The organism is Micromonospora sp. NPDC050200 (genome assembly GCF_040656135.1).
Taxonomy (GTDB): Bacteria; Actinomycetota; Actinomycetes; order Mycobacteriales; family Micromonosporaceae; genus Micromonospora.
The window spans coordinates 71,388-92,607 of record NZ_JBFALG010000025.1 but is presented as its reverse complement, the minus strand read 5'-3'; the positions used below and the strand labels follow the sequence as shown (position 1 = coordinate 92,607).

Genomic DNA, 21,220 nt, shown 5'->3' with positions numbered 1-21,220 from the left:
CTGAGAGGTGTGACTTCCCGCGTCCCGGTGCTCCTGTCCACCTCCTCGGTCTTCCCTGAGCGGACCGCCGCGGCGTTCCAGCTGGCCGCGGCGCTCGGCTACGACGGCGTCGAGGTGATGGTCTGGACCGACGCCGTGAGCCAGGACGCCGGCGCGCTGCGCGGCCTCTCCGAGCACTACGGCGTGCCGGTCCTCTCGGTGCACGCGCCGTGCCTGCTGGTGACCCAGCGGGTGTGGAGCCCCGACCCCTGGGAGCGGCTGCGCCGGTCGGGGGAGCTGGCCGCGACCCTGGGGGCGCCGACGGTGGTGGTGCACCCGCCCTTCACCTGGCAGCGGGACTACGCGCGCAACTTCGCGGGCGGGCTCGACGCGATCGCCGGCGAGTACCCGGACCTGCGCTTCCCGGTGGAGAACATGTACCCGGTGCGGATGGCCGGCCGGCAGTTCGTGCCGTACGTGCCGGGCTGGGATCCCACCGGGGCCGGGTACGCCTCCTACACCCTCGACCTGTCGCACTGCGCCGCCTCGCACACCGACTCGCTGGCGATGGCGGACCGGATGGGCGACCGCCTGGCGCACGTGCACCTCGGCGACGGCACCGGCGAGGGGCGCGACGAGCACCTGGTGCCCGGGCGCGGCAGCCAGCCCTGCGCCGAGCTGCTGCGCTCGCTGGCCGGCCGGGGCTTCACCGGCTCCGTCGCCGTCGAGGTGACCACCCGGGGCGCGAAGAGCCGCGCCGTCCGCGAGGCCGACCTCCGCGAGGCCCTGGCCTTCGCCCGCGCCCACCTCACCGCCCCCTCCCCGATCGACGCCTGACCCCACCCGCCGGGGTGGGTCAGCGGGCGGGGGTGAGGGAGTCGGGTTGGGTGGGGACGGGGAGTTGATCGACGGCGGCGCGCTTGCGGGCGCGGTGGGCGGCCACGTGGGAGCGGGTGGCGCAGCGCTCCGAGCAGAACCGCCGGCAGCAGTTGGACGAGGTGTCCAGGTAGACGTTGCCGCAGCGCTCGTCGGCGCAGACCCCGAACCGGGCGCTGCCGTACTCGCAGAGCCAGACCGACAGGCCCCAGACCGCGCCGGCCAGGTATTCCGCGCTGACCGACGCGCCCCGGCTGGTCACGTGCATGTGCCAGTCGCTGGAGTCGTGGCCGGAGATCCGCGGCTGCACCGGGAACGCCTCCAGCAGGGCGTTCAGCTCGGCCACCGCCTGGACGTCCCGCCCCGAGGTGCCGTACTCGAACACGTCACGCAGGCGCTTCTGCGCCCGCCGGAAGATCGCCAGGTCCCGTTCGGCGACCTCGTCGCGCATCCACGCGTTGTCGTCCGGGAAGAGGGCCCGCAGGTCGTCGAGGTCGTCCAGAGGGGCGTTGACGAGGTCAACGCCGGTCCGGGCGTACGCGTCGAAATTCACGCCACCAACGGTAGACGACTCACGGGGTGCGCGGCGCGTCGATGTAGTGCGGCAGGAACCGCGCGTAACCGTCGGTGATGAGGCTTCCGCTCTCCCGGACGCCGACTCCGGCCGACTCGCCGTCCACGATCCAGCTCCCCAGCACCGTACGGTTGCCGGCGAACTCCGGCAGCGCCCGGAACTCCTGGTAGCAGAAGCCCTCGTCGCCGTAGCCGCCCGGACTGGTGATCTCGGCGTCGCCGGTGACGATCCGCACCGACGCGCCCTCCCGGCCGAGCAGCGGCTTCGCCACGTACTCCGGCATCCCGCGCGGCGAGTCCAGGTAGGCCGGCAGCAGGTACTCGTGGCCCGGGTACAGCTCCCAGAGCACGGCGAGCAGCGCCTTGTTGGACAGCAGCAGCTTCCAGGCCGGCTCGATCCAGGTGGTCGGGGTGCCCGGCTCCAGCGCCGCCGGCCCGTACGGCTCGGCCAGCATCCACTCCCACGGGTAGAGCTTGAAGCAGGTGGTCACCGGCCGGTCGTCCGCGTCGACGAAGCGCCGGCCGTTCCAGCCGACGTGCTGGATCGGCAGCAGCGTGACGTCCAGCCCGGCCTGGCGGGCGGTCTCGGCCAGGTACCCGGCGGTGATCTGGTCCTCGCCGGACTCCTCCTCGTTCGACCAGGCCACGTGCACCCGCCTGTCGTGCAGGCCGGCGCCGATCTTCGCCCAGGCGCCCACCAGCCGCTCGTGCAGGCTGTTCCACTGGTCGGCGTCCGGGTGCGTCTGCTCCAGCCAGTACCACTGGATGATGCTCGCCTCGACCAGGGCGGTGGGGGTGTCGGCGTTGTACTCCAGCAGTTTCGGCGGCCAGCTGCCGTCGTACCAGAGGTCGAAGCGGCCGTAGAGGGTCGGCGGCCGCTCGCGCAGCGACCGGGCGACCGCCTCGGCGGCCCAGGCCGGGATGCCGAACTCGGCGTACCGGCCGCGGGCGACGACGTGCTCGGCCGCGGCCACCGACATCCGGTGCAGTTCCTCCGTCGCCTCCTCCAGCCGCAGTACCTCGGCCAGGTCGAAGACGTACGCGGCCGTCTCGTCCCAGTACGACATGGTCCCGCCGTCGGGCAGTTCGGTGTCGACGTACACCAGGCCCTGAGCGCGGATGGTGGCGTCCCAGTTCGGCCGGGGGGTGGCCGCCTCGCGCCGCACCTCAGCCGCCGCAGGAGGCGAGGTGCGTGCCGAAGCCGCCGCGCTCGGGCAGGGCCGCGGCCACCGGCCGGGGCTCGGCGCCGCCCGCGCCGGTGGTGACGGCCGGGACCCGCAGCGCCAGCGCGACGGTGTCCCCGCCGCCGGCCGGGCCGAGGGCGCAGTCGTCGTCATCATCGTCGTCGGAGGTCAGGTTGCAGCCGGAGAGGGCGAGCGCCAGGGCGGTGAGCGCGCCGAGCTGCACGGAGGCCGACCGGAGCCGGCGGCGGGGGTGTCGATCCACGGCATCGTTGTAGCTGATCGACACCACTCCCGTCGTCCCCCGGACGGTGCCCGTGATGCGGTTGGGACGCCTGTCACCGGCCGTCCCGGCGGCCCGGCCGCCCCCCGGCGGAGCCCGGCGCACGGGCGATACGCTCGGCTCATGCTCCGTTCCGTCATCCTCGCCGCCTCCCGGTCATCCCAGGTCGAGCGGCTCATCGCGACGGCCCCGTTCACCCGGGACGTCGTCCGCCGGTTCGTCGCCGGCGCCGGCACCGACGACGCGTTGCGCGCGACCCGCGAGCTCGTCGGCGACGGCCTCGCGGTCACCCTCGACAACCTCGGCGAGGACACCGTCACCTCCGAGCAGGCCAACGCCACCCGCGACGAGTACCTCAAGCTGCTGAAGCTGCTCTCCGCCGCCGGGCTCACCCCGGCCGCCGAGGTCAGCGTGAAGCTCTCCGCGCTCGGCCAGAAGTTCGACGAGCAGTTGGCGTACGACAACGCCCGGGCGATCTGCGCGGCGGCCGACGAGGCGGGCACCACGGTCACCCTCGACATGGAGGACCACACCACCACCGACTCGACCCTGAGCGTGCTGGCCGACCTGCGCAAGGACCACCCGTCGACCGGCGCGGTGCTCCAGGCGTACCTGCGGCGGACCGAGTCGGACTGCCGCGAGCTGGCCGGTGCCGGGTCCCGGGTACGGCTCTGCAAGGGCGCGTACAAGGAGCCGGAGTCGGTGGCGTACCAGTCGGCCCGCGAGGTGGACAAGTCGTACGTCCGCTGCCTGAACGTGCTGATGTCCGGGGACGGCTACCCGATGCTGGCCACCCACGACCCGCGCCTGATCGCCATCGGCGAGGACCGGGCCCGCTGGTTCGACCGCGGCCCGGACCGCTTCGAGTTCCAGATGCTGTACGGCATCCGGCCGGAGGAGCAGGCCCGGCTGGTCGGCGAGGGGTACACCGTGCGGACCTACCTGCCCTACGGCGAGGACTGGTACGGCTACCTGATGCGCCGGCTCGCCGAGCGGCCCGCGAACCTGATGTTCTTCGGCCGGGCGCTGGTCTCCAAGAAGTGACTCAGCCGTTCGACCAGCCCCGGGTGCTCAGCACCAGCCGGTAGCCGTCCGGATCGGCCACCGTCACCCCCCAGCGGTCCCAGTACGGGCCGGCGGAGACCCTCGTCCCGCCGGCCCGTTCCAGTGTCGCGACCGTCAAGCCCCACCCTTGACGGACAAGGCTAATTGCATTAGCTTTTTGGCTATGAAGATTAGCCAGCTGGAGCGGGACGGCGGCACCATCGCGTACGAGGTGCACGGCGAGGGCCCGCTGGTGGTCCTCTCGCACGGCATGGGGGAGAACCGGCGGTCCTTCCGTCACCTGATCCCGCTGCTGGTCGAGGCCGGCTACCGGGTGGCCTCGGTGGACGTCCGGGGGCACGGCGACTCCAGCGCGCACTGGCCGTCGTACGCCCCCGCCGAGGTCGGCGCCGACCTGCTGGCCGTGGTGCGTACCCTCGGCGGCCCGGCCACCCTGGTCGGCAGCTCGTCCAGCGCGGCGGCCGTGGTCTTCGCCGCCGGCGACGCGCCCGAGCTGGTCAACGGCATCGTGCAGATCGGCGCGTTCGTCGCCGAGCCCAGGCCCAACCCGGCGATGCGGCTCGCCCAGGCGGCGGTGCTGCGCAGCCCCCGGCTGTTCGGCATGTTCCACCGGACGCTCTTTCCCTGCGACCGGCCCGCCGACGACGCCGCGTACCGCAGGGAGCTGGTCGCCGGCCTGCGCGGCCGGATGGCGGCGGTCCGTGGGGTGATCGCGCCGGTCGCCCCGTACTGGACGGCGCGGGCGGCCGACGTGCGGCAGCCGGTGCTGGTGCTGATGGGCGCGCAGGACCCCGACTTCGCCGACCCGGGAGCCGAGGCGCGCGCCGCCCGCCGGCTCTTCGCCACCGCCGAGGCCCGCATGATCGCCGACTCCGGCCACTACCCGCACGCCGACCGGCCGGCGGCCACCGCCGCCCAACTGGTCGAGTTCCTGGCGGTGACCTCCCGTGCCTAGGGCCGGGCTCACCCCGTCGACGGTGGTCCGCGAGGCGGCCCGCCTCGCCGACGAGGTCGGCTTCGAGCGGCTGACCCTGGCCGCGCTGGCCGGCCGGCTCGGCGTCGCGCTGCCCAGCCTCTACAAGCACGTCAAGGGCGCCGACGCGTTGAGTCAGAAGCTGGCCGCGCTGGCCGTCGCCGAACTGGCCGCCGAGATGACCTCGGCGGCTGCCGGGCGGGCCGGTCGGGACGCGCTGCGCGCGGTCGCCGATGCCTGGCGGGGATACGGCCACCGGCATCCCGGCCGCTATCCCGCGGCGCAGCAGGTGCCCGACGCGAGCGACCCCGAGCACGTCGAGGCCGGCCGGCGGGCGGTCGACGCCGTCTACGCGATCCTGCACGGGTACGGCCTGACCGGCGACGCCGCGGTCGACGCGGCCCGGATCTTCCGCAGTGCCGTGCACGGGTTCGTGACCCTGGAGGCGGCGGGCGGGTTCGGGCTGCCTCGGGAGATCGACCGTTCCTTCGATCAACTGGTGGCCACCCTGGACATCGCGTTCCGGAACTGGCCCGACCCGGGGAGGTCCTGATGACGGCCGTGCTGCTGGCATTCGCCTTCCTGCTGGAGCTGGCCCTGCTCGTCGCCGCCGGCTGGTGGGGGTTCACCCTCGACGCCCGCCTGCCGGTGCGGCTGCTCGCCGGGCTCGGTGCGCCCCTGCTGATCGCGGTCCTCTGGGGGACCTTCTGCTCGCCCCGGGCGGCCGTGCCGCTCCCGGCCGCCGCCAAGTACGCCGCCCAGGCGGCCTGCTTCGTCACCGGCGGCGTGCTGCTCGCGCTGGCCGGCCGGCCGGTGCCGGCGGTCCTGCTGGTGGTCCTGTGGGTGGCGGACAGCGTCCTGCTCCGCCTCGCGGGCGAGCCGGTCTGATCCCCGCCCTGCCGCGCGGCCGAGCCGGACGCCCGGTCCGACCTCGGTCCCCTCCGCTGCGTCTGCCGGGCCGTTGGCGGGGCCGGGGCCGTCCGGCTGCCGTGCCCACCTGTGGTGTCCTTTGGAACTGATGTCGTAAACGAATCAGTCGGTCCTGACGGAGAGCAGAGCTACCTCGCCCGTACCGCTTCACGCGCCCGTCGCCGGGCATGGTCGTCGTCGCCGGACACCGGCCGCCGCCACCAGCCGCTACCATCGGCGCGTTCCCACTGCTCCGCCCGTCTCCCACTGCCATCGGTGCCTTCCCACTGCGTCGCTGCGGTGTGCGGCCGATTCGTTGTCGCTGCGGTCCGGGGCTGATTCGTTCACGTCATCAGCTCCAAAGGACGCCAGCACGACGTCCGGTCCCGGCCCGTCCGGTCCCGGCCCGTCCGGTCCCGGCCCGTCCGTCCCCGCCGCGTCGGTCCCGGCGGGCGGGGCGGGGCGGTGCCTGGGCCGGGCTCTGGTGAGACCGGACGCAGGATCCAGGAACCGGTGCCCGAGTGTCCGGCAGACCAGCGCATGGTGCTGTTCGTGCGCTGCCCCCTTAGCATCGAGCGGTGCGCCGCCCCCACCCGCCGCGGCCCCCCAGAGCCACGCGGCCCCGCCTGCTCACCGTCCTGGTCGCCGTCAGCGTCCTGATGGCCACCACCGCCGCCTCATGCGGCGACGAGAAGTCGAACGTCACCTCGGCCACCGCGGAACGATCCGCGGTGGCCGAGGTCATCGACGCCCCGGCGACCGTGACCGCCCGGGCCGCCGCCACCCTCACCGCCCCCGCCGACGGCATCCTGGCCAGCCTGCGAGTCCAGCCCGGGCAGCGGGTGAAGCGCGGCCAGGTCCTCGCCGTGGTCGACTCGCCCTCCGCTCAGCAGCGGCTCCGCCAGTCGAAGGAGGCGCTGATCGCCGCGAAGCGCGCCGGTCGGGGCGTCGGCACGGGTGACCTGACCGGCAGCCGGCGCGGCACCGACAAGGCCGCCGACGAGGCGTTCGATGTCGCCCGGGACGCCGCGAACAAGATCGCCGACGAGCAGCTTCGGGACGCGCTGCTGACCCAGGTGATCTCCGCGCAGAAGCAGTACGCCGCCGCCGCGCGCAGCGCCGATCAGGCGGTCCGCTCGGTGCAGCGGGGCGTCGCGGGGTTGAACTCCGCCGTGGGTGCGCTGTCGTCCGCGCAGCGGCTCCAGGCCCAGCAGGCGTACGACCTGGCGAAGGCGACCGTCGACGCGCTGACCCTGCGCGCCCCGATCGGGGGAGTGGTCCAGCCGGGCGGCACCCCGGCCGGTGGCGGAACCGGTCTCGACGCGCTGCTCGGCGGCGGTCAGCTGCCCGCCGGTCTCGACCCGTCGGCGCTGGCTCCGGCCCAGGCGGCGCCCCCGCCGGGGGTGGACGACGCGATCGGTGCCGGTGGTCGGGTCACCGCCGGTGCGGCGATCCTGACCATCGTGGACACCGGCGCGCTCGGCCTGGCCGCCGAGGTGGACGAGACGGACGTGCTGCTGGTCCGGCCCGGGCTGACCGCGACGGTCGAGCTGGACGCGGTCACCGGGGCGGCGTACGAGGCCACGGTCCGCTCGGTCGACGTGCTACCCACCAGCTCCGCCCGGGGCGGGGTGACCTACCGGGTGCGCCTCGCCCTCGGCGCCGGGAAGCTGGGCGAGGGCGGGCCCGCGCCGACGCCCCGCCCCGGCATGAACGCCATCGTCCACCTCCAGGTACGCCAGGCCGTCGACGCGATCACGGTCCCCGCCTCGGCGGTCTTCTCCGCCGACGGTCGGGACTCGGTCTGGGTGGTCCGCGACGGGAAGGCCGACCGCGCCCCGGTGACCGTGGGCGTGCAGGGGCCCGACCTGGTGCAGATCCTCGACGGGGTGCAGGCCGGCGACCGGGTGGTGATCCGCGGCGCCGACGAGGTCACCGACGGCCAGGAGGTCCGGTGACCGCCCCGACGGGCGGGTCGGGCGCTGCTCCGACGGGGCCGCCGCCTCGGCCGCCTGCGATCGAGGCGGTGGACGTCTCCCGGACCTATGAACTCGACGGGGTGGCGGTGCCGGCACTGCGCGGCGTGTCGCTGACCGTGGCGCCGGGGGACCACGTGGCCGTGGTCGGGCCGTCCGGCTCCGGCAAGTCGACGCTGATGCACCTGCTCGGCGGGCTGGACCGGCCCACCGGCGGACGTCTGGTCATCGGCGGCCAGGACGTGGGCACCCGCTCCGCGGCGGAGTTGGCGACGCTGCGCAACGAGACCATCGGCTTCGTCTTCCAGGCGTTCCACCTGCTGCCGCGGACGTCGGCGGTGGACAACGTGGCGCTGCCGTTGGTCTACCGTGGCGTCGGGGCCCGGCAGCGGCGCGAGCGGGCGGCGGCGATGCTCGGCCGGGTCGGCCTGGGACATCGGCTTCACCACCGCCCCAACCAGCTCTCCGGCGGCGAGCAGCAGCGGGTGGCGATCGCCCGGGCGCTGGTCACCGATCCGACGGTGCTGCTCGCCGACGAGCCGACCGGCAACCTGGACACCGTGACCGGCCAGGCGGTGCTGGCCCTGCTGGAGCAGCTCAACGCCGAGTCCGGAGTGGCCCTGGTGCTGGTGACCCACGACAGCGAGGTGGCGGCCCGGGCCCGGCGGCGGATCGCGATGCGCGACGGGGTGGTGGTCTCCGACACCGCGTCGACCGTTCATGATCGACCGCCGTCCGGGGGCGTGGACGGACCTGACACACTGGGGGACGCTCCCAGCGCGGAGCCCCGGTCCGCGTCCGGAAGCGGCCCGGGGCACCCGTCCGGTGGCTCCGGTGGCGCCATCGGAGCCACCGGACGCCTTCCGCGCGATCCGGCGGCCGATGGGCGTACCGCGGAGCCGGCGGGCGGCGAGCAGGCCGGAGGGGCGTCGTGAGGGTCGCCGAGGCGTGGCGGGTGGCGCTGGACGCGCTGCTGGCCAACCGGATGCGCAGCGCGCTGACCATGCTCGGCGTGATCATCGGGGTGGCGTCCGTGGTGCTGCTGGTGGCCATCGGCACCGGTACGAAGCAGAAGGTCGAACAGCAGGTCGAAGGGCTCGGCTCGAACCTGCTGCTGGTGGTGCCGGGCCGGATCGACGTGGGCACCGCCCCGGTGGTCTCCCCGCTGACCCTCGCCGACGTCGACGCGGTGTCCCGGGTGGTCGGCGACCCCGGCCGGGTCGCGGTCACCATCGCCTCCGGCGCGACGGCCCGGGCCGGCAACCGCTCCGACTTCACCACCGTGCAGGGGGTGCTGGAGACCACCCCGGCGGTCTTCACCCGCTCGCTCGCCCGGGGCCGCTACCTCACCGGCGCCGATGTGGACACCAGCCGGCGGGTGGCGGTGCTCGGCGCGTCGGTCGCCCGCGCGCTCTTCCCCGACCGGGACCCGCTCGGCCAGCAGGTCGCCCTCGCCGGCGTCCGGTTCCGGGTGATCGGCGTCTTCGCGCCGCTCGGGCAGAGCCTCGGCGTCGACCGGGACGACGAGGTGCACGTGCCGGTCACCGCGGCACAGCGGCTCTGGGGCACCCAGCGGGTGGACGGCATCGCGGTCAAGGCCCCGGACCGGGAGCGGATCGGCGAGCTGGGGGACCGGATCGTCGCCGAGTTGTCCCGTCGGCACCCGGACACCGAGTTCAGCGCGGTCACCCAGCAGCAGATTCTCGGCGTACTCGGTGACATCCTCGGGGTGCTCACCGGCGTGCTCGCCGCCATCGCCGGCATCTCGCTGCTGGTCGGCGGGGTGGGCGTCTCCAACATCATGCTGGTCTCCGTGCGCGAACGGACCCGGGAGATCGGCCTGCGCAAGGCCGTCGGTGCCCGCCCCCGCGACATCGGCGTGCAGTTCCTGCTGGAGGCGGTGCTGCTCACCGCGATCGGCGGGCTGACCGGGATGGCGCTCGGCGTGGGCGCCGCGCTGCTGGTGGACGCCTTCTCGCCGATCCCGGCCGCGATCACCTGGTGGTCGCTGGCGCTGGCGTTCGGGGTGTCGGCGGCGGTGGGCATCGTCTTCGGCGTGGTGCCGGCGCAGCGGGCCGGCCGGCTCGACCCGGTGGTCGCCCTCCGCGCCGAGTGAGCCCGTCCGCCGCGTCCGCCGACGGGGGCGCGGAGTTGCGCCGCCACCGGTCCCGGGAATGGGACGGGCGGCGTGCACGGGGGTGAAACGGCAGATCACGGTCGGGTGAACGGCGGCCCGTACATGATCAGTTGTACGAAGGGATCGCGCCGGTCACAGCGGCCCCGCTACCGTACTGGTAACACGCGCGTTGCCGCCCGGACGGAAGCTCCGGTCGCTCGGCACGCATGGGATGGGTCGGGTGAGCCATGGCCGGGTCGCAGTCCGACGGTCGGCTGTCGGATGTCAAGTTCCTGACCGTCGCCGAGGTGGCGTCGGTGATGCGGGTGTCCAAGATGACGGTCTACCGCCTGGTGCACAGCGGTGAACTCACCGCGGTACGGGTCGGCCGGTCGTTCCGGGTGCCCGAGCACGCGGTGCACGACTATCTTCGGGGCGCTTTTCAGGAAACCGCCTGACCCGCCCCTGGGCGGTCCGCCGAGTGCGACGTAACGGGCATCGACGGGGGCGCGTTGGTCCTGCTGACGCGCTCCCGCTACCCTGGACCCGATCGTGACCCTCACCGGTGAGCCCCGACGCCACCAGGCTGGTCCGGTCCGTTGTCCGCAAGCGGTCACCGGCGCCACCGACGTGGCGCCCCTGGTCCGCCCCGCACGTTTGCATTGAAAGGCTGTCGTATGGGCTCGGTGGTCAAGAAGCGCCGCAAGCGCATGGCTAAGAAGAAGCACCGCAAGCTGCTGCGCAAGACCCGCGTCCAGCGTCGCCGTCTCGGCAAGTGACCGATGCCGGGCCACGGCCCGGCATCCGGCACCACTTGCCAACAGTCGACCCTCGGAGGCTCAGGTGATCAGGCCGCGGACGTCCCGGCTCGATCCCGCCCGCCGGTCAGGGCGTGCGAGATGACCCCCGGTGGCACCTCAGGTGCTCCGGGGGTCGTCGTCGTGACCGGGGTCGGCCGCTACCTCGGCGCGCACGTCGCCGCCCGGCTCGCCGCCGACCCGCGCATCGAGCGGGTGATCGGCGTCGACCCGGCCACCCCGGGCCCCGAGTTCACCGACCTGCTCGACCGGGTCGAGCGGATCCGGCTCGACCTCGGCTCGCTCGGCGGGCTCCTCGCCGACCTCGACGTCGACGCCGTGGTGCACCTCGCCCTGGTCAGCGCCCCCGACCCGCAGCACGGGGGCCGGGCGGCGATGAAGGAGCAGAACGTCATCGGCACCATGCAGCTGCTCGCCGCCTGCCAGCGGGCGCCGCGGCTGCGCAAGCTGGTGGTCCGCTCCTCGACCGCCGCGTACGGCGCGTCCTTCCGCGACCCGGCGGTCTTCACCGAGGAGACCGAGCCGCGCGAGGTGCCGCGCGGCGGTTTCGGCCGCGACATCCTCGACATCGAGGGGTACGTCCGCGGGTTCCGCCGCCGCCGTCCCGACGTCACCGCGACGGTGCTGCGCTTCGCGCCGTTCATCGGCTCCACCGCCGACACCACGCTCACCCGCTACTTCTCACAACCGGTGGTGCCCACCGTCTTCGGGCGCGACCCGCGGTTGCAGTTCGTGCACTCCGACGACGCCCTGGAGGTCCTGCACCGGTCGATCGCCGAGGACCACCCGGGCACCTACAACGTCGCCGGGCCGGGGGTGCTCTCGCTCTCCCAGGCGATCCGCCGGGCCGGTCGGGTCGCCGTACCCGTGCTGGAGCCCGGCCTGTCCGGGGCCGCCGCGCTCGCCCGCAGCCTCGGCTTCGGCCGGTACGGCCTCGACCAGGTCGACCTCTTCGTGCACGGCCGGGTGGTCGACACCAGCCGGCTGGAGCGGGAGTACGACTTCACCCCGCGCTCCACCGCCGCCGCGTTCGACGACTTCATCCGCGCCCACCACCGCGGGGTGGTGCTCACCCGGGACAGCCTCGCCGCCGCCGAGCAGTTGGTGCTCGAGAGCATCCGGCAGGTCCGGTCGGCCGTCCGGGAGCGGTCGTGAGCCGACCCGACGAGCGCCCCGACGGCCGGTACGACGTACCGCTGGGCGTGACCGGACCGGACGCGCAGCCGGCGCGGCGCAACGGGCACCGGCGCACCACGGTCGCCGGCGCCCCGGATCCGGTGGCCCTGGACGAGCCGGACACCTCCGCCACCGACGAGCCGGTCCCGTCCGCCCCCGAGGGGTCGACCCCGTCCGGCACCGGCGAGCCGGGCACCGGGGGGCGGGACCGGTCGACCGGCGGTGACGCGGACGAGGCCGGGCGGGTCCCGGCGACCGCGCCGGGCGGGCCGGCGGTGCCGGACCGGCCGGGGGACCACTGGGACAACAAGGTCGCGGCCGGGCTGGCCTTCCTGCGCCGGCGGCTCTCCGGCGAGTACGAGGTCGACGAGTTCGGCTTCGACCCGGAACTGACCGACTCGGTCTTCCACCCGCTGCTGCGGCTGCTCTACCGGGACTGGTTCCGCACCGAGGTCACCGGGCTCGAGCACGTGCCCGCCGACGGGGCGGGCCTGGTCGTCGGCAACCACTCCGGCACGGTGGCGCTGGACGCGCTGATCCTCTCCACCGCCCTGCACGACCAGCACCCGGCGCGCCGCTACCTGCGGCTGCTCGGCGCCGACCTGGTCTTCCGGATGCCGGTCGTCTCCGAGATCGCCCGCAAGACCGGCGGCACGGTCGCCTGCAACCCGGACGCCGAACGGCTGCTCGGCAACGGTGAACTGGTCGGCGTCTTCCCGGAGGGCTTCAAGGGCGTCGGCAAGCTCTACTCCGACCGCTACAAGCTGCAACGCTTCGGCCGGGGCGGCTTCGTCTCGGCGGCGCTGCGCACCGGCACCCCGATCGTGCCGGTCGCCATCGTCGGTGGCGAGGAGACCTACCCGATGCTCGCCGACATCAAGCCGCTCGCGCGGCTGCTCAAACTCCCGTACTTCCCCGTCACGCCGACCTTCCCGTGGCTCGGGCCGCTGGGCATGGTGCCGCTGCCGAGCAAGTGGCTGATCGAGTTCTGCCCGCCCATCCCGACGGCGCACCTCATCGACTCCGCCGACGACCCGCTGGTCGTGTTCAACCTCGCCGACCAGGTCCGCGAGACCATCCAGCACACCCTGCACAAGCTGCTGGAGCGTCGCCCCGACCCGTTCGGCCCCTGACCGCCGCAGAGCATCGGGCCGTCGCCCGTCAGGCGGCGGCGGGCTACCGGGTGCGGCGGCGGCGGTGCAGGGCCAGGCCGGCGCTGACCGCGCCGGCGAGCAGCCCGGCCGCGGCGGTCGACGGTACGGCGATCTTGACCGCCCGGCGCCCGGTGCGGAAGTCCCGGACCTCCCAGCCCCGCTCGCGGGCCTGCCGCAGCAGCGCCCCGTCCGGGTTGATCGCCACCGCCCGCCCGACGGCGGTGAGCATCGGCAGGTCGTTGGCCGAGTCGCTGTAGGCCGCGCAGCGGCTGAGGTCCAGCCCCTCGACCGCGGCGAGCTGGCCGACCGCCTCCGCCTTGGCCGGCCCGTGCATCAGGTCGCCGACCAGGCGGCCGGTGTACGCGCCGTCGACTACCTCGGCCACCGTACCGATCGCGCCGGTCAGGCCGAGCCGGGTGGCGATCACCCGGCCGATCTCCACCGGGGCGGCGCTGACCAGCCAGACCCGCTCGCCGGCGTCGAGGTGCCGCTGGGCGAGTCGGCGCGTACCGGCCCAGATCCGGGGGGCCATCAGCTCGTCGAAGATCTCTTCGGCGAGGCGTTCGATCTCGTCCACCCGCCAGCCCTCGATGAAGGCCAGGGCGGCCTCCTTCGCCTGCGACATGTCGACGGCGTTCTCGGTGGCCAGCAGCCGGAACCGGGCCTGCTGCCAGGCGAACCGGGCCAGGTCGCCGGTGGTGAAGTACTTGCGGGCGGCGAGCCCGCGGGCGAACCAGTAGATCGACGCGCCCTGCATCATCGTGTTGTCCACGTCGAAGAAGGCCGCGACGGTGGGGTCGGGCTCCGCGGGGACGGGTCGGTCGACCTCAGCGTCGGCCCAGCCGGCGGTGTGCCCGTGGACGTCGGTGCTGACCGTGACCTTGCGGCTGCGGGCCATGCGGACCTCCCTCCGTACGACGACCGCGAGTGCCTGCGCCCCTGAGCCTAGTCGGGGGTCGGTTACGCGCGGCCGTCCGAAGGCGCAACGGTGGTGTGAACGGCTCCGCCGGTCAGCGGTCGCTCGGGCAGGTCGACGGGGTCGGGCCGAGGGCGTCGCTGCCGGCCGGCGCGGGCAGGCCGCAGGCGATGGCGGCGCGCAGCACGTCGGAGCGCTTGTGGATCGCGTCCAGCAGGGCCAGCGAGCGCCGGGTCCGGTCCCGCTCGGCGCGGGTGGCCCCGTCGAGCAGTCCACCGACCGCCTTCCGTTGCCCGGTCACGAAGGTGTTCACCGCGTCCAGCCCGGCCGGGTCGGAACGCTGGGCGGCGGTGGTGGTGAGCAGCCGTACGCCCTGGCGGGTGTCGGCGTCCATGTCGTCCATCACCGCGCTGAACCCGGCCGGATCGCCGCGGAGCGTGCCGGCCTCGTCCAGCCGGGTGCGGGCGAAGTCGAGGAAGAGCTGGCCCCGGCTGAGGCCCGAGCTGGCCAGGGCGAGCTGGGCGCGCTCGGTGGACCGCTTCATGCCGTACAGCGCGTCGCCGGGGACCGCGTCCTCGCTGGCGGCGGAGATGCCCGACACGGCGACGGCGCCGGCGGCGATACCGACCAGGATGGCGCCCCGGGCGCGGACCTGACGCGCGGTCACCGCGCCCAGCAGCGAGCCGCGCGGGGTGGCGTCGACCGTGCCGGCCGGTGTGGTCCCGGCCGCGCCGATGCCCTCCCGCTCCGCGGTCGCCACCAGCATGGCGCGGAGTCCGGTGCGGAACTCGGCGTCGACCTCGACGTCCGGCCGCTCGGCGACGAGCCGCTGCCCGACCGCCACCAGGGCGGTGAGCCGGTCGTCGGCGCGGGACCGGACGTGGTGACGCCGACCGCCGTTCGCCTCGTCGAGAAGCTGGGCGAAACGTGCGGCCCGACGACGGGAGAAGAGGTCACTGTCCACCGTAGGCACCCCCTCTCGCTGGTCACGGCCGGTCGGCCGCGGTGGTTCCCAGCGACCGGCAGCGGCGTACGCCGACGGACGAAGGTGTTGGCCGGCCGCGCTGCCCCGGACCGGATCGGTCCGGGGACGCCGGGGCAACCACCGGTCGCACCCGGAGAAACGGTCCGTGCCGGGCACGGGTTACGGGGCGGCCGCTGCCGAAATCACGAAGAGTGATCTTCGTCACCGGGGATCAGGGCTGGAAACCGTCCGGGAGCAGGCGGGCGAGGGCGCGGACGGCGCGGTATTGCAGGGCCTTGATCGCACCCTCGTTCTTGCCCATCGTGCGGGCCGTCTCAGCCACCGAGAAGCCCTGGAGGAAGCGGAGCACGATGCATTCCTGCTGCTCCGGGTTGAGCTGCTTGACCGCGGTGAGCAGCGCGACGTTGGTGATGTGCTCGACCACCGCCGCCTCCGGGCTGCCCTCCGGGCCGCGGTCCTCCCGGTCGGCGTCGAGCACGTCGCCGGTGGTGACCTCCAGCCGGTAGCGGCCGGACTTGAAGTGGTCCGCCACCAGGTTGCGGGCGATGGTCACCAGCCAGGCGCCGAGGTCGCGGCCCTGCCAGGTGAAGCTGCCGATCCGCTTGAGGGCCCGGAGGAACGTGTCCGAGGTGAGGTCCTCCGCCAGTTGGCGGTTGCCGACCCGGAAGTAGACGAAGCGGAAGACGGTGTCGACGTACCGGTCGTAGAGCAGGCCGAAGGCCTCGGCCTCGCCGGCCTGCGCGCGCTCCACCAGCGCCCAGACCTCGGTGGCCGGGTCGGACGGGTCGGGCCGGCTGGGAAAGCCGGTGGCCGGCGTCGTGGCCGCCGGGACCGCGGGCAGGACGGCGGTGTCGGCGGCGGGCACGGCCGGCAGCACGGCGGTCTCGGCCCCGGACGGGTCGGCCACCGCGGGCGGCTCGCCGACCCGCCGGCTCTGCGCCGGCATGGTGGGGCGGGCCGGCGACGCGACCCGGCCACCGGCCGGCATCGCGTTGCCACCGGGTACGGCCGGCCGGGGCGGGGCCTCGTTGTGCCGGTTGCGCAACCGATCGGAGCCGAGACCCGGGTCCAGCCGCTCGTTGGGCGACGTCCGGGGTGTCGGGCCGGTCAGGCCGGCGGGCCGTTCCGCGTAGCCGAAGGTGGTCACCGCGCCTCCCCGGTCCGCTCCACGACCGGCCGGGCGGGGCGGCGACGGGGCACCGCGGCGTCCGGCCTGCCCCGGGCGGGCAGGGCCGGGTGGGGGTGTGCCGACGTACGGCAGATCCCCTTGAGGTGCTGGTCCAATGCGCTCACAGGCACGGGGGCCTCCTCGGGCTGAGGGGTGTCGACTCACGGCAAATCGGGTGAGCCGACCCGAGTGATGATAGGGCCAACGTCACCCGCACGTGGCAAGTCCGTTACACAGGGCCGAAGTATTTCCCGCCGCGTCGCACGGATGGCGGACCGTTTGTCCGTCGTGTGCGGTTGACTTTCACGTCGTGACTCGATCCGGAGTGGAAGTCCTGGTCGGAGCGGACGTACCCCGCCGTCGGCGGGTCGGCGTGTCGCCGGGTGGCGGCGCGCCCGTGCCGCGGGCATGGTCCGCCGGGGTGCTGCTGTGCCAGACTCAGCGACCGTGCAGGACGCCTCCGACAGCTCCGCGCCCGACCTCGTCGACCGGCTCCGCCGCGCGGCCGCCGACCACGGCGACCGCCCCGCGTTGCACTGGCGTGAGGTGACCCTGACCTGGTCCCAACTGGACGCCCGGGTGACCGCCGTGGCCCGGGCCCTGGCCCGCGCCGTGCCGGCCGGGTCGGCCGACCCGCCGGCGCGGGTGGCGATCGCGTGGGCGAACACGCCGGACTTCGTGGTCGCCTACCTCGCCACGCTGCGCGCCGGGCTGGTCGCGGTGCCGGTCAACCCCGGCCTCACCGCCCGGGAGCTGCGGCACGTGCTCGCCGACTCCGGCGCGACGCTGCTCTGTGGCACCGAGGCCGTCCAGGACCGGGTGGCCGGTCTCGCCGACGAACTGCCGGCGCTCACCGCCGTACACACCACCCTGCCCGAGGATGCGGGGGAGCCGCCGGCGCGGCCCGGCGGCGACCTCGCGGTGCTGCTCTACACCTCCGGCACCGAGGGGCGGCCCAAGGGCGCGATGCTGCCGCACCGGGCGCTGGCCGCGAACCAGGACCAGGTGGGCCGGATCTCCCCGCCGGTGGTCGGCCCCGGAGACACGGTGCTGCTCGCGTTGCCGCTGTTTCACGCGTACGGATTGAACTCGGGGCTGGGAGCGGTGGTCCACCATGGCGCGACCGGGGTGCTCGTCGACGAGCTCGGCCCCGGCTGCGCGCTCGACGAGATCGCCCGGCACCGGGTCAGCGTGCTGGTCGGCGTACCGTCGATGTTCCTCGCCTGGTCCACGGCGGACGCCGGCGCGGTCGCCGCGGCCATGGCGTCGGTGCGGGTCGCGGTCTGCGGCGCGGCGCCGCTGGACCCGGCCACCGCGGCGCGCTTCACCGAGGTCACCGGCCGTCCGGTGCACGTCGGGTACGGCCTGACCGAGACCGCCCCGGTGCTCACCTCCACCCTGGTCGGCGGCGAGCCGAAGCCCGGGTCGATCGGCCGGCCGCTGCCCGGCGTCGAGTTGCGCCTGGTCGGCGGCGACGGGGCCGACCTGTGGCGGGACGGCGTCGCCGAGCCGGACGACGACCCCGACGACGACCCCTGGCTCGTCGACTCCTCGCCCGGCACCGACCCCGGCCAGATCGTGGTACGCGGGGCGAACCTGTTCGCCGGCTACTGGCCGGACGGTCGGGGCGGCCCGGACGCGGACGGCTGGTGGGCCACCGGCGACGTCGCCTACGCCGACGACGACGGGGACCTCTTCCTGGTCGACCGGCTGGGCGAGCTGATCCTGGTCAACGGCTTCAACGTCTACCCGCGCGAGGTCGAACTGGTGCTCGACGCACACCCGGGGGTGGCCGGCTCGGCTGTCCTGGGTGTGCCGCACCCGCGCACGGGTGAGACTGTGCGGGCGTACGTGGTGCCGGCGCCGGGGCATCCGGTCACCGGCGAGGAACTGCTCGCCCACTGCGCGCGTAACCTGGCCCGGTTCAAGTGCCCGACCGCCGTCGAGTTCGTCGACGAACTCCCGTACTCGGTGATCGGGAAGGTACGCAAGACCCAGCTGCGGTCGGCGCCGTCCCCGGCGGCGCCGCCCCGGCCCCGACGCACGGAGGTCCCCGATGTCCAGTGACGCCCGGCTCACCCTGATCACCCGGCCCGGCTGCCACCTCTGCGAGGACGCCAAGGCCGCGCTGGACCGGGTGGTGGCGGTCACCGGCGACCGGTGGGTGGAGAAGGACGTCACCGGCGACGTCGAGCTGGAGCGGGAGTACGGCGACCGGCTGCCGGTGGTGCTGCTCGACGGCAAGGAGCACGGCTACTGGCGGGTCGAGGAGGAGCGGCTGCTGCGGGACCTGACCACGCCGCAGCTCTGACCAGGTTTATGGTGCTGCGATGACCCCGGCGCGCGACCACCTGGTGTGGGACTGGAACGGCACCCTGCTCAACGACCTCAGCCTGGTGGTGGCGGCCACCAACGTGGCCTTCGCCAGCGTCGGCGGCCCGCCGGTGACCTCCGAGGAGCACCGGGTGCGCTTCCGCCGGCCGATCGCCGACTACTACGCCGAGATGCTGGGGCGGGCGGTCGACGCCGAGGCGTTCGGCGCGCTCGACCGGATCTTCCACGACGCGTACCGGGCCGGGTTGACCAGCTGCGCGCTGGCCGACGACGCGCTGGCGGCGATCGGCGCCTGGCCGGGCAGCCAGTCGCTGTTGTCCATGTGGTTCCACGACGAGCTGGTGCCGACCGTGCAGACCTACGGACTGACCCCGCACTTCGCCCGGGTGGACGGGCTGCGCGCCACGGTCGGCGGGGGCCACAAGGCGGAGTGGCTGGAGAAGCACCTGGCCGAGCTGGGGCTGGCCGGCGACTCGGTGGTGCTCATCGGCGACTCGGTCGACGACGCGCACGCCGCGGAGAGCGTCGGCGCCCGCTGCGTCCTCTACACCGGCGGCCTCTCCGACCCGGCCGCCCTCCGCGCCACCCCCCACCCCACCGCCGACACCCTCACCGAGGCCGTCACCCTCGCCACCACCCTTCCCTGACCCACGCGCCCCCGGGCCCTCTCGTGGGGGTGGGGGCGGGTCAGGCGCGGAGGTGGGTGAGGACGGCGAGGACCCGGCGGTGCTGGTCGGTGTCGGGGGGCAGGTGCAGCTTGGTGAAGATGTTGCGGACGTGCTTCTCCACCGCGCCGTCGGTGACCACCAGGGACTTCGCGATGGCGGTGTTGGAGCGCCCCTCGGCCATCAGCGCCAGCACCTCCCGTTCGCGCGGGGTCAGCTCGCGCAGCGGGTCGTCCCGGCGCCGGCGGACCAGCAGCTGGCCGACCACCTCCGGGTCGAGCACGGTGCCGCCGGCGGCCACCCGGGCCAGCGCGTCGAGGAACTCGTCGATCGCGGCCACCCGCTCCTTGAGCAGGTAGCCGATCCCGCCGCCGCCCCCGCCCGCGGTGCTCAGCAGGTCGTCGGCGTACGACACCTCGACGTACTGGGAGAGCACCAGGATCGGCGTACGGGGGACCAGCTGGCGGGCCCGTACGGCAGCGCGTAGCCCCTCGTCGGTGTGCGTGGGCGGCATCCGCACGTCCACGATCGAGACGTCCGGCCGGTGTTCCACCACCCCGTCGACCAGCGCCGCACCGTCCCCGACGGCGGCCACCACCTCGTGTCCCTGCTCGGTGAGCAGCCGGACCAGGCCCTCCCGGAGCAGTACGGCGTCGTCGGCGATCAGCACTCGCATGCAGCGATGTCTACCACGGCCGGGCGCATGCCCGGGGTCACAGCGGCAGCTCGGCCCGCACGACGGTCGGCCCGCCGACCGGGCTGTCCACCCGGAGCAGGCCGCCGGCGGCGCGTACCCGGTCGGCGATGCCGGCGAGGCCGTGCCCCTTCGCCACGTGTGCACCACCGGCCCCGTCGTCACCGACGGTGACTTCGAGCCGGTCGTCGTGGCGTACCACGGTCACCGCGCAGCCGGTCGCGCCGCTGTGCTTGGCCACGTTGGTCAGCGCCTCCGCGACCACGAAGTAGGCGGTGCTCTCCACCAGCGGGTCGAGCCGGCCCTTCGGGTTGCCCAGCCGATCGTCGAGGGTCAGGTCGACCGGCACCAGGCTCCGGCCGGCCAGGGCGGCGACGGCGCTGGGCAGGCCCCGGTCGACCAGCACCGGCGGCGCGATGCCCCGGGAGAGTGCCCGCAGCTCGGCCAGGGTGTCCCGGGTCTGGGCGATCGCCTCGTCCAGGGTCCGGGCGGCGGCCCCCGGGTCGGTGGCGAGCTGCTGCCGGGCCCGGCTCAGGTCCATCGCCAGCCGGACCAGCCGCTGCTGGGGGCCGTCGTGGATGTCCCGCTCCAGCCGGCGCAGCGCGGCCGCCTCGGCCGACACCGCCGCCCGCTTCTGCTCTTCCAGCACGGTGATCCGGTCCCGCATCTCGGCCACCCCGGTCAGCAGGCCGCGCGCGAAGCCGGCCTGGAGCAGCGCGCAGCCGCGGACCACGATCGGCAGGGTGAGCAGGAAGATCAGGCCGATCGCGGTGTTCAGGCCGATCCGGGCGACGGGCCCGCCACCGAGGCCGAGCAGTTCGGCGAGGCCGCGGTCGTCGGGGCCGTACGGCAGGGCCCAGTCGTACGTGGGGTAGAGGGTGCCGGCGAGCGCGACGGCCCACCAGGCCACGGTGATCCCGAACGTGACGACCGCCACCACCGACCGGGAGATGCCGTGCGCCAGGTCGAGCCAGGACTGCCCGTCCCGGATCGGGGTGAAGATCCGCCGCCAGGCGCCGGCCGCCGGGGGCGGGGTCAGGTAGCGGGGGCGGATCCGGGGCATCCGGAGCACCGTGGGCAGCCGCAGCCGCTCCACGTCGGCCAGGCCGCGTGCGGTGTACAGGGTGCCGGTCATGATCGGCAGGCCCACCACCAGCACCGCCAGCCCGACGCCGAGCGCGAGGCCCGCCGTCAGCACCACCAGGCCGAACAGCGCCAGGGGGAGGCCGAGCAGGACGTACCCGGTGTCGCGCAGCAGTTGTCGGCTGACGCTCGGTGCCGGCGTGGCCGAGGCGCCGGTGGTGGTGGTCATGCTCCGAGGCTAGGGAACGTCCGGCCCCGGAGCCCATCCGGCGGGCCGTCCTCTCGGCGGTCGGGTT

24 protein-coding genes and 1 pseudogene are annotated in these 21,220 nt (G+C 74.5%); 15 read left to right on the top strand and 10 right to left on the bottom strand.

Annotated elements, in window-relative coordinates:
• The first annotated feature begins 9 nt into the window (after positions 1-9).
• A complete protein-coding gene (locus AB0I41_RS18460; RefSeq protein ID WP_357108642.1) occupies positions 10-816 on the top strand; it encodes a sugar phosphate isomerase/epimerase in 807 nt (268 codons plus the stop codon).
• A 19-nt stretch (positions 817-835) separates the two neighbouring features.
• Here the strand turns inward: AB0I41_RS18460 and AB0I41_RS18455 are convergent, their stop codons facing one another.
• From AB0I41_RS18455 to AB0I41_RS18445, 3 genes are read right to left on the bottom strand one after another with little or no spacing between them, the layout of a single operon-like run.
• Positions 836-1,408 carry a CGNR zinc finger domain-containing protein gene (locus AB0I41_RS18455; RefSeq protein ID WP_357108640.1) on the bottom strand — a complete coding sequence of 191 codons (573 nt, stop codon included), beginning with the start codon at positions 1,406-1,408 and terminating at the stop codon, positions 836-838.
• 19 nt (positions 1,409-1,427) lie between these two features.
• Positions 1,428-2,594: a glutathionylspermidine synthase family protein gene (locus tag AB0I41_RS18450; protein WP_357108637.1), complete on the bottom strand. Its 1,167-nt coding sequence runs from the start codon at positions 2,592-2,594 to the stop codon at positions 1,428-1,430.
• A gap of 1 nt (position 2,595) precedes the next feature.
• Positions 2,596-2,874: a hypothetical protein gene (locus AB0I41_RS18445; RefSeq protein ID WP_357108634.1), complete on the bottom strand. Its 279-nt coding sequence runs from the start codon at positions 2,872-2,874 to the stop codon at positions 2,596-2,598.
• A gap of 141 nt (positions 2,875-3,015) precedes the next feature.
• On the opposite strand from AB0I41_RS18445, the gene AB0I41_RS18440 reads away from it, so the two are divergent.
• A complete protein-coding gene (locus tag AB0I41_RS18440; RefSeq protein ID WP_357108631.1) occupies positions 3,016-3,936 on the top strand; it encodes a proline dehydrogenase family protein in 921 nt (306 codons plus the stop codon).
• Between the two features lies 1 nt (position 3,937).
• On the opposite strand, the pseudogene AB0I41_RS18435 reads toward AB0I41_RS18440, so the two are convergent.
• A pseudogene (locus tag AB0I41_RS18435) lies at positions 3,938-4,060 on the bottom strand (VOC family protein); the annotation flags it as partial.
• A 60-nt stretch (positions 4,061-4,120) separates the two neighbouring features.
• On the opposite strand from AB0I41_RS18435, the gene AB0I41_RS18430 reads away from it, so the two are divergent.
• The 10 genes from AB0I41_RS18430 to AB0I41_RS18385 all read left to right on the top strand — a co-directional run bounded on the left by AB0I41_RS18430 (position 4,121) and on the right by AB0I41_RS18385 (position 13,058).
• Entirely contained in the window at positions 4,121-4,912 is a 792-nt protein-coding gene (locus AB0I41_RS18430; protein WP_357108629.1) for an alpha/beta fold hydrolase, read from the top strand.
• Positions 4,905-5,483 carry a WHG domain-containing protein gene (locus AB0I41_RS18425; protein WP_357108626.1) on the top strand — a complete coding sequence of 193 codons (579 nt, stop codon included), beginning with the start codon at positions 4,905-4,907 and terminating at the stop codon, positions 5,481-5,483. Before AB0I41_RS18430 ends, AB0I41_RS18425 begins: the two co-directional genes overlap by 8 nt.
• A complete protein-coding gene (locus AB0I41_RS18420; protein WP_357108624.1) occupies positions 5,483-5,818 on the top strand; it encodes a YrdB family protein in 336 nt (111 codons plus the stop codon). The genes AB0I41_RS18425 and AB0I41_RS18420 overlap by 1 nt, the downstream gene beginning before the upstream one ends.
• Positions 5,819-6,417: 599 nt before the next feature.
• Positions 6,418-7,797, top strand: a complete 1,380-nt coding sequence (locus AB0I41_RS18415) for an efflux RND transporter periplasmic adaptor subunit (RefSeq protein ID WP_357108621.1) — start codon at positions 6,418-6,420, stop codon at positions 7,795-7,797.
• A 59-nt stretch (positions 7,798-7,856) separates the two neighbouring features.
• Complete coding sequence (locus AB0I41_RS18410) at positions 7,857-8,750, top strand: ABC transporter ATP-binding protein (protein ID WP_357108675.1); 894 nt, start codon at positions 7,857-7,859, stop codon at positions 8,748-8,750.
• A complete protein-coding gene (locus AB0I41_RS18405) occupies positions 8,747-9,931 on the top strand; it encodes an ABC transporter permease (RefSeq protein ID WP_357108618.1) in 1,185 nt (394 codons plus the stop codon). Before AB0I41_RS18410 ends, AB0I41_RS18405 begins: the two co-directional genes overlap by 4 nt.
• Before the next feature lie 248 nt (positions 9,932-10,179).
• Positions 10,180-10,389, top strand: coding sequence for a helix-turn-helix domain-containing protein (locus AB0I41_RS18400; protein WP_088960133.1), 210 nt, complete (start codon positions 10,180-10,182; stop codon positions 10,387-10,389).
• A 219-nt stretch (positions 10,390-10,608) separates the two neighbouring features.
• Positions 10,609-10,710 (top strand): AURKAIP1/COX24 domain-containing protein, encoded by a 102-nt coding sequence (locus AB0I41_RS18395; RefSeq protein ID WP_007465623.1) that lies wholly within the window; start codon positions 10,609-10,611, stop codon positions 10,708-10,710.
• Positions 10,711-10,830: 120 nt separating this feature from the next.
• Positions 10,831-11,904 (top strand): NAD-dependent epimerase/dehydratase family protein, encoded by a 1,074-nt coding sequence (locus AB0I41_RS18390; RefSeq protein ID WP_357108615.1) that lies wholly within the window; start codon positions 10,831-10,833, stop codon positions 11,902-11,904.
• 296 nt (positions 11,905-12,200) lie between these two features.
• On the top strand, positions 12,201-13,058 hold the full coding sequence (locus tag AB0I41_RS18385) for a lysophospholipid acyltransferase family protein (RefSeq protein WP_357108673.1): 858 nt from the start codon (positions 12,201-12,203) through the stop codon (positions 13,056-13,058).
• Positions 13,059-13,101: 43 nt separating this feature from the next.
• Here the strand turns inward: AB0I41_RS18385 and AB0I41_RS18380 are convergent, their stop codons facing one another.
• From AB0I41_RS18380 to AB0I41_RS18365, 4 genes are all read right to left on the bottom strand, one after another.
• Positions 13,102-13,977, bottom strand: a complete 876-nt coding sequence (locus AB0I41_RS18380) for an HAD-IB family hydrolase (RefSeq protein ID WP_357108612.1) — start codon at positions 13,975-13,977, stop codon at positions 13,102-13,104.
• A gap of 112 nt (positions 13,978-14,089) precedes the next feature.
• Positions 14,090-14,959, bottom strand: a complete 870-nt coding sequence (locus AB0I41_RS18375; RefSeq protein ID WP_357108610.1) for a DUF5667 domain-containing protein — start codon at positions 14,957-14,959, stop codon at positions 14,090-14,092.
• Positions 14,960-15,191: 232 nt separating this feature from the next.
• Positions 15,192-16,127 carry an ECF subfamily RNA polymerase sigma factor, BldN family gene (locus tag AB0I41_RS18370; protein WP_357108607.1) on the bottom strand — a complete coding sequence of 312 codons (936 nt, stop codon included), beginning with the start codon at positions 16,125-16,127 and terminating at the stop codon, positions 15,192-15,194.
• Positions 16,124-16,279, bottom strand: coding sequence for a hypothetical protein (locus AB0I41_RS18365; protein WP_357108604.1), 156 nt, complete (start codon positions 16,277-16,279; stop codon positions 16,124-16,126). The genes AB0I41_RS18370 and AB0I41_RS18365 overlap by 4 nt, the downstream gene beginning before the upstream one ends.
• 277 nt (positions 16,280-16,556) lie before the next feature.
• Here AB0I41_RS18365 and AB0I41_RS18360 point away from each other — a divergent pair, with 277 nt between their 5' ends.
• The 3 genes from AB0I41_RS18360 to AB0I41_RS18350 are packed head-to-tail and all read left to right on the top strand — an operon-like array spanning position 16,557 to position 19,129.
• A complete protein-coding gene (locus tag AB0I41_RS18360; RefSeq protein WP_357108602.1) occupies positions 16,557-18,215 on the top strand; it encodes an AMP-binding protein in 1,659 nt (552 codons plus the stop codon).
• The gene (locus tag AB0I41_RS18355) at positions 18,205-18,459 is read left to right on the top strand and encodes a glutaredoxin family protein (protein WP_357108600.1); all 255 of its coding nucleotides are present in this window, start codon (positions 18,205-18,207) and stop codon (positions 18,457-18,459) included. The genes AB0I41_RS18360 and AB0I41_RS18355 overlap by 11 nt, the downstream gene beginning before the upstream one ends.
• A 19-nt stretch (positions 18,460-18,478) precedes the next feature.
• Positions 18,479-19,129, top strand: a complete 651-nt coding sequence (locus AB0I41_RS18350) for an HAD hydrolase-like protein (RefSeq protein WP_357108597.1) — start codon at positions 18,479-18,481, stop codon at positions 19,127-19,129.
• A 40-nt stretch (positions 19,130-19,169) separates the two neighbouring features.
• On the opposite strand, the gene AB0I41_RS18345 is transcribed toward AB0I41_RS18350, so the two are convergent.
• Together AB0I41_RS18345 and AB0I41_RS18340 are read right to left on the bottom strand one after the other, a co-directional pair.
• Positions 19,170-19,823, bottom strand: a complete 654-nt coding sequence (locus AB0I41_RS18345) for a response regulator transcription factor (protein WP_357108594.1) — start codon at positions 19,821-19,823, stop codon at positions 19,170-19,172.
• A gap of 37 nt (positions 19,824-19,860) precedes the next feature.
• Positions 19,861-21,153 carry a sensor histidine kinase gene (locus AB0I41_RS18340; RefSeq protein WP_357108590.1) on the bottom strand — a complete coding sequence of 431 codons (1,293 nt, stop codon included), beginning with the start codon at positions 21,151-21,153 and terminating at the stop codon, positions 19,861-19,863.
• Between the last annotated feature and the right edge of the window lie 67 nt (positions 21,154-21,220).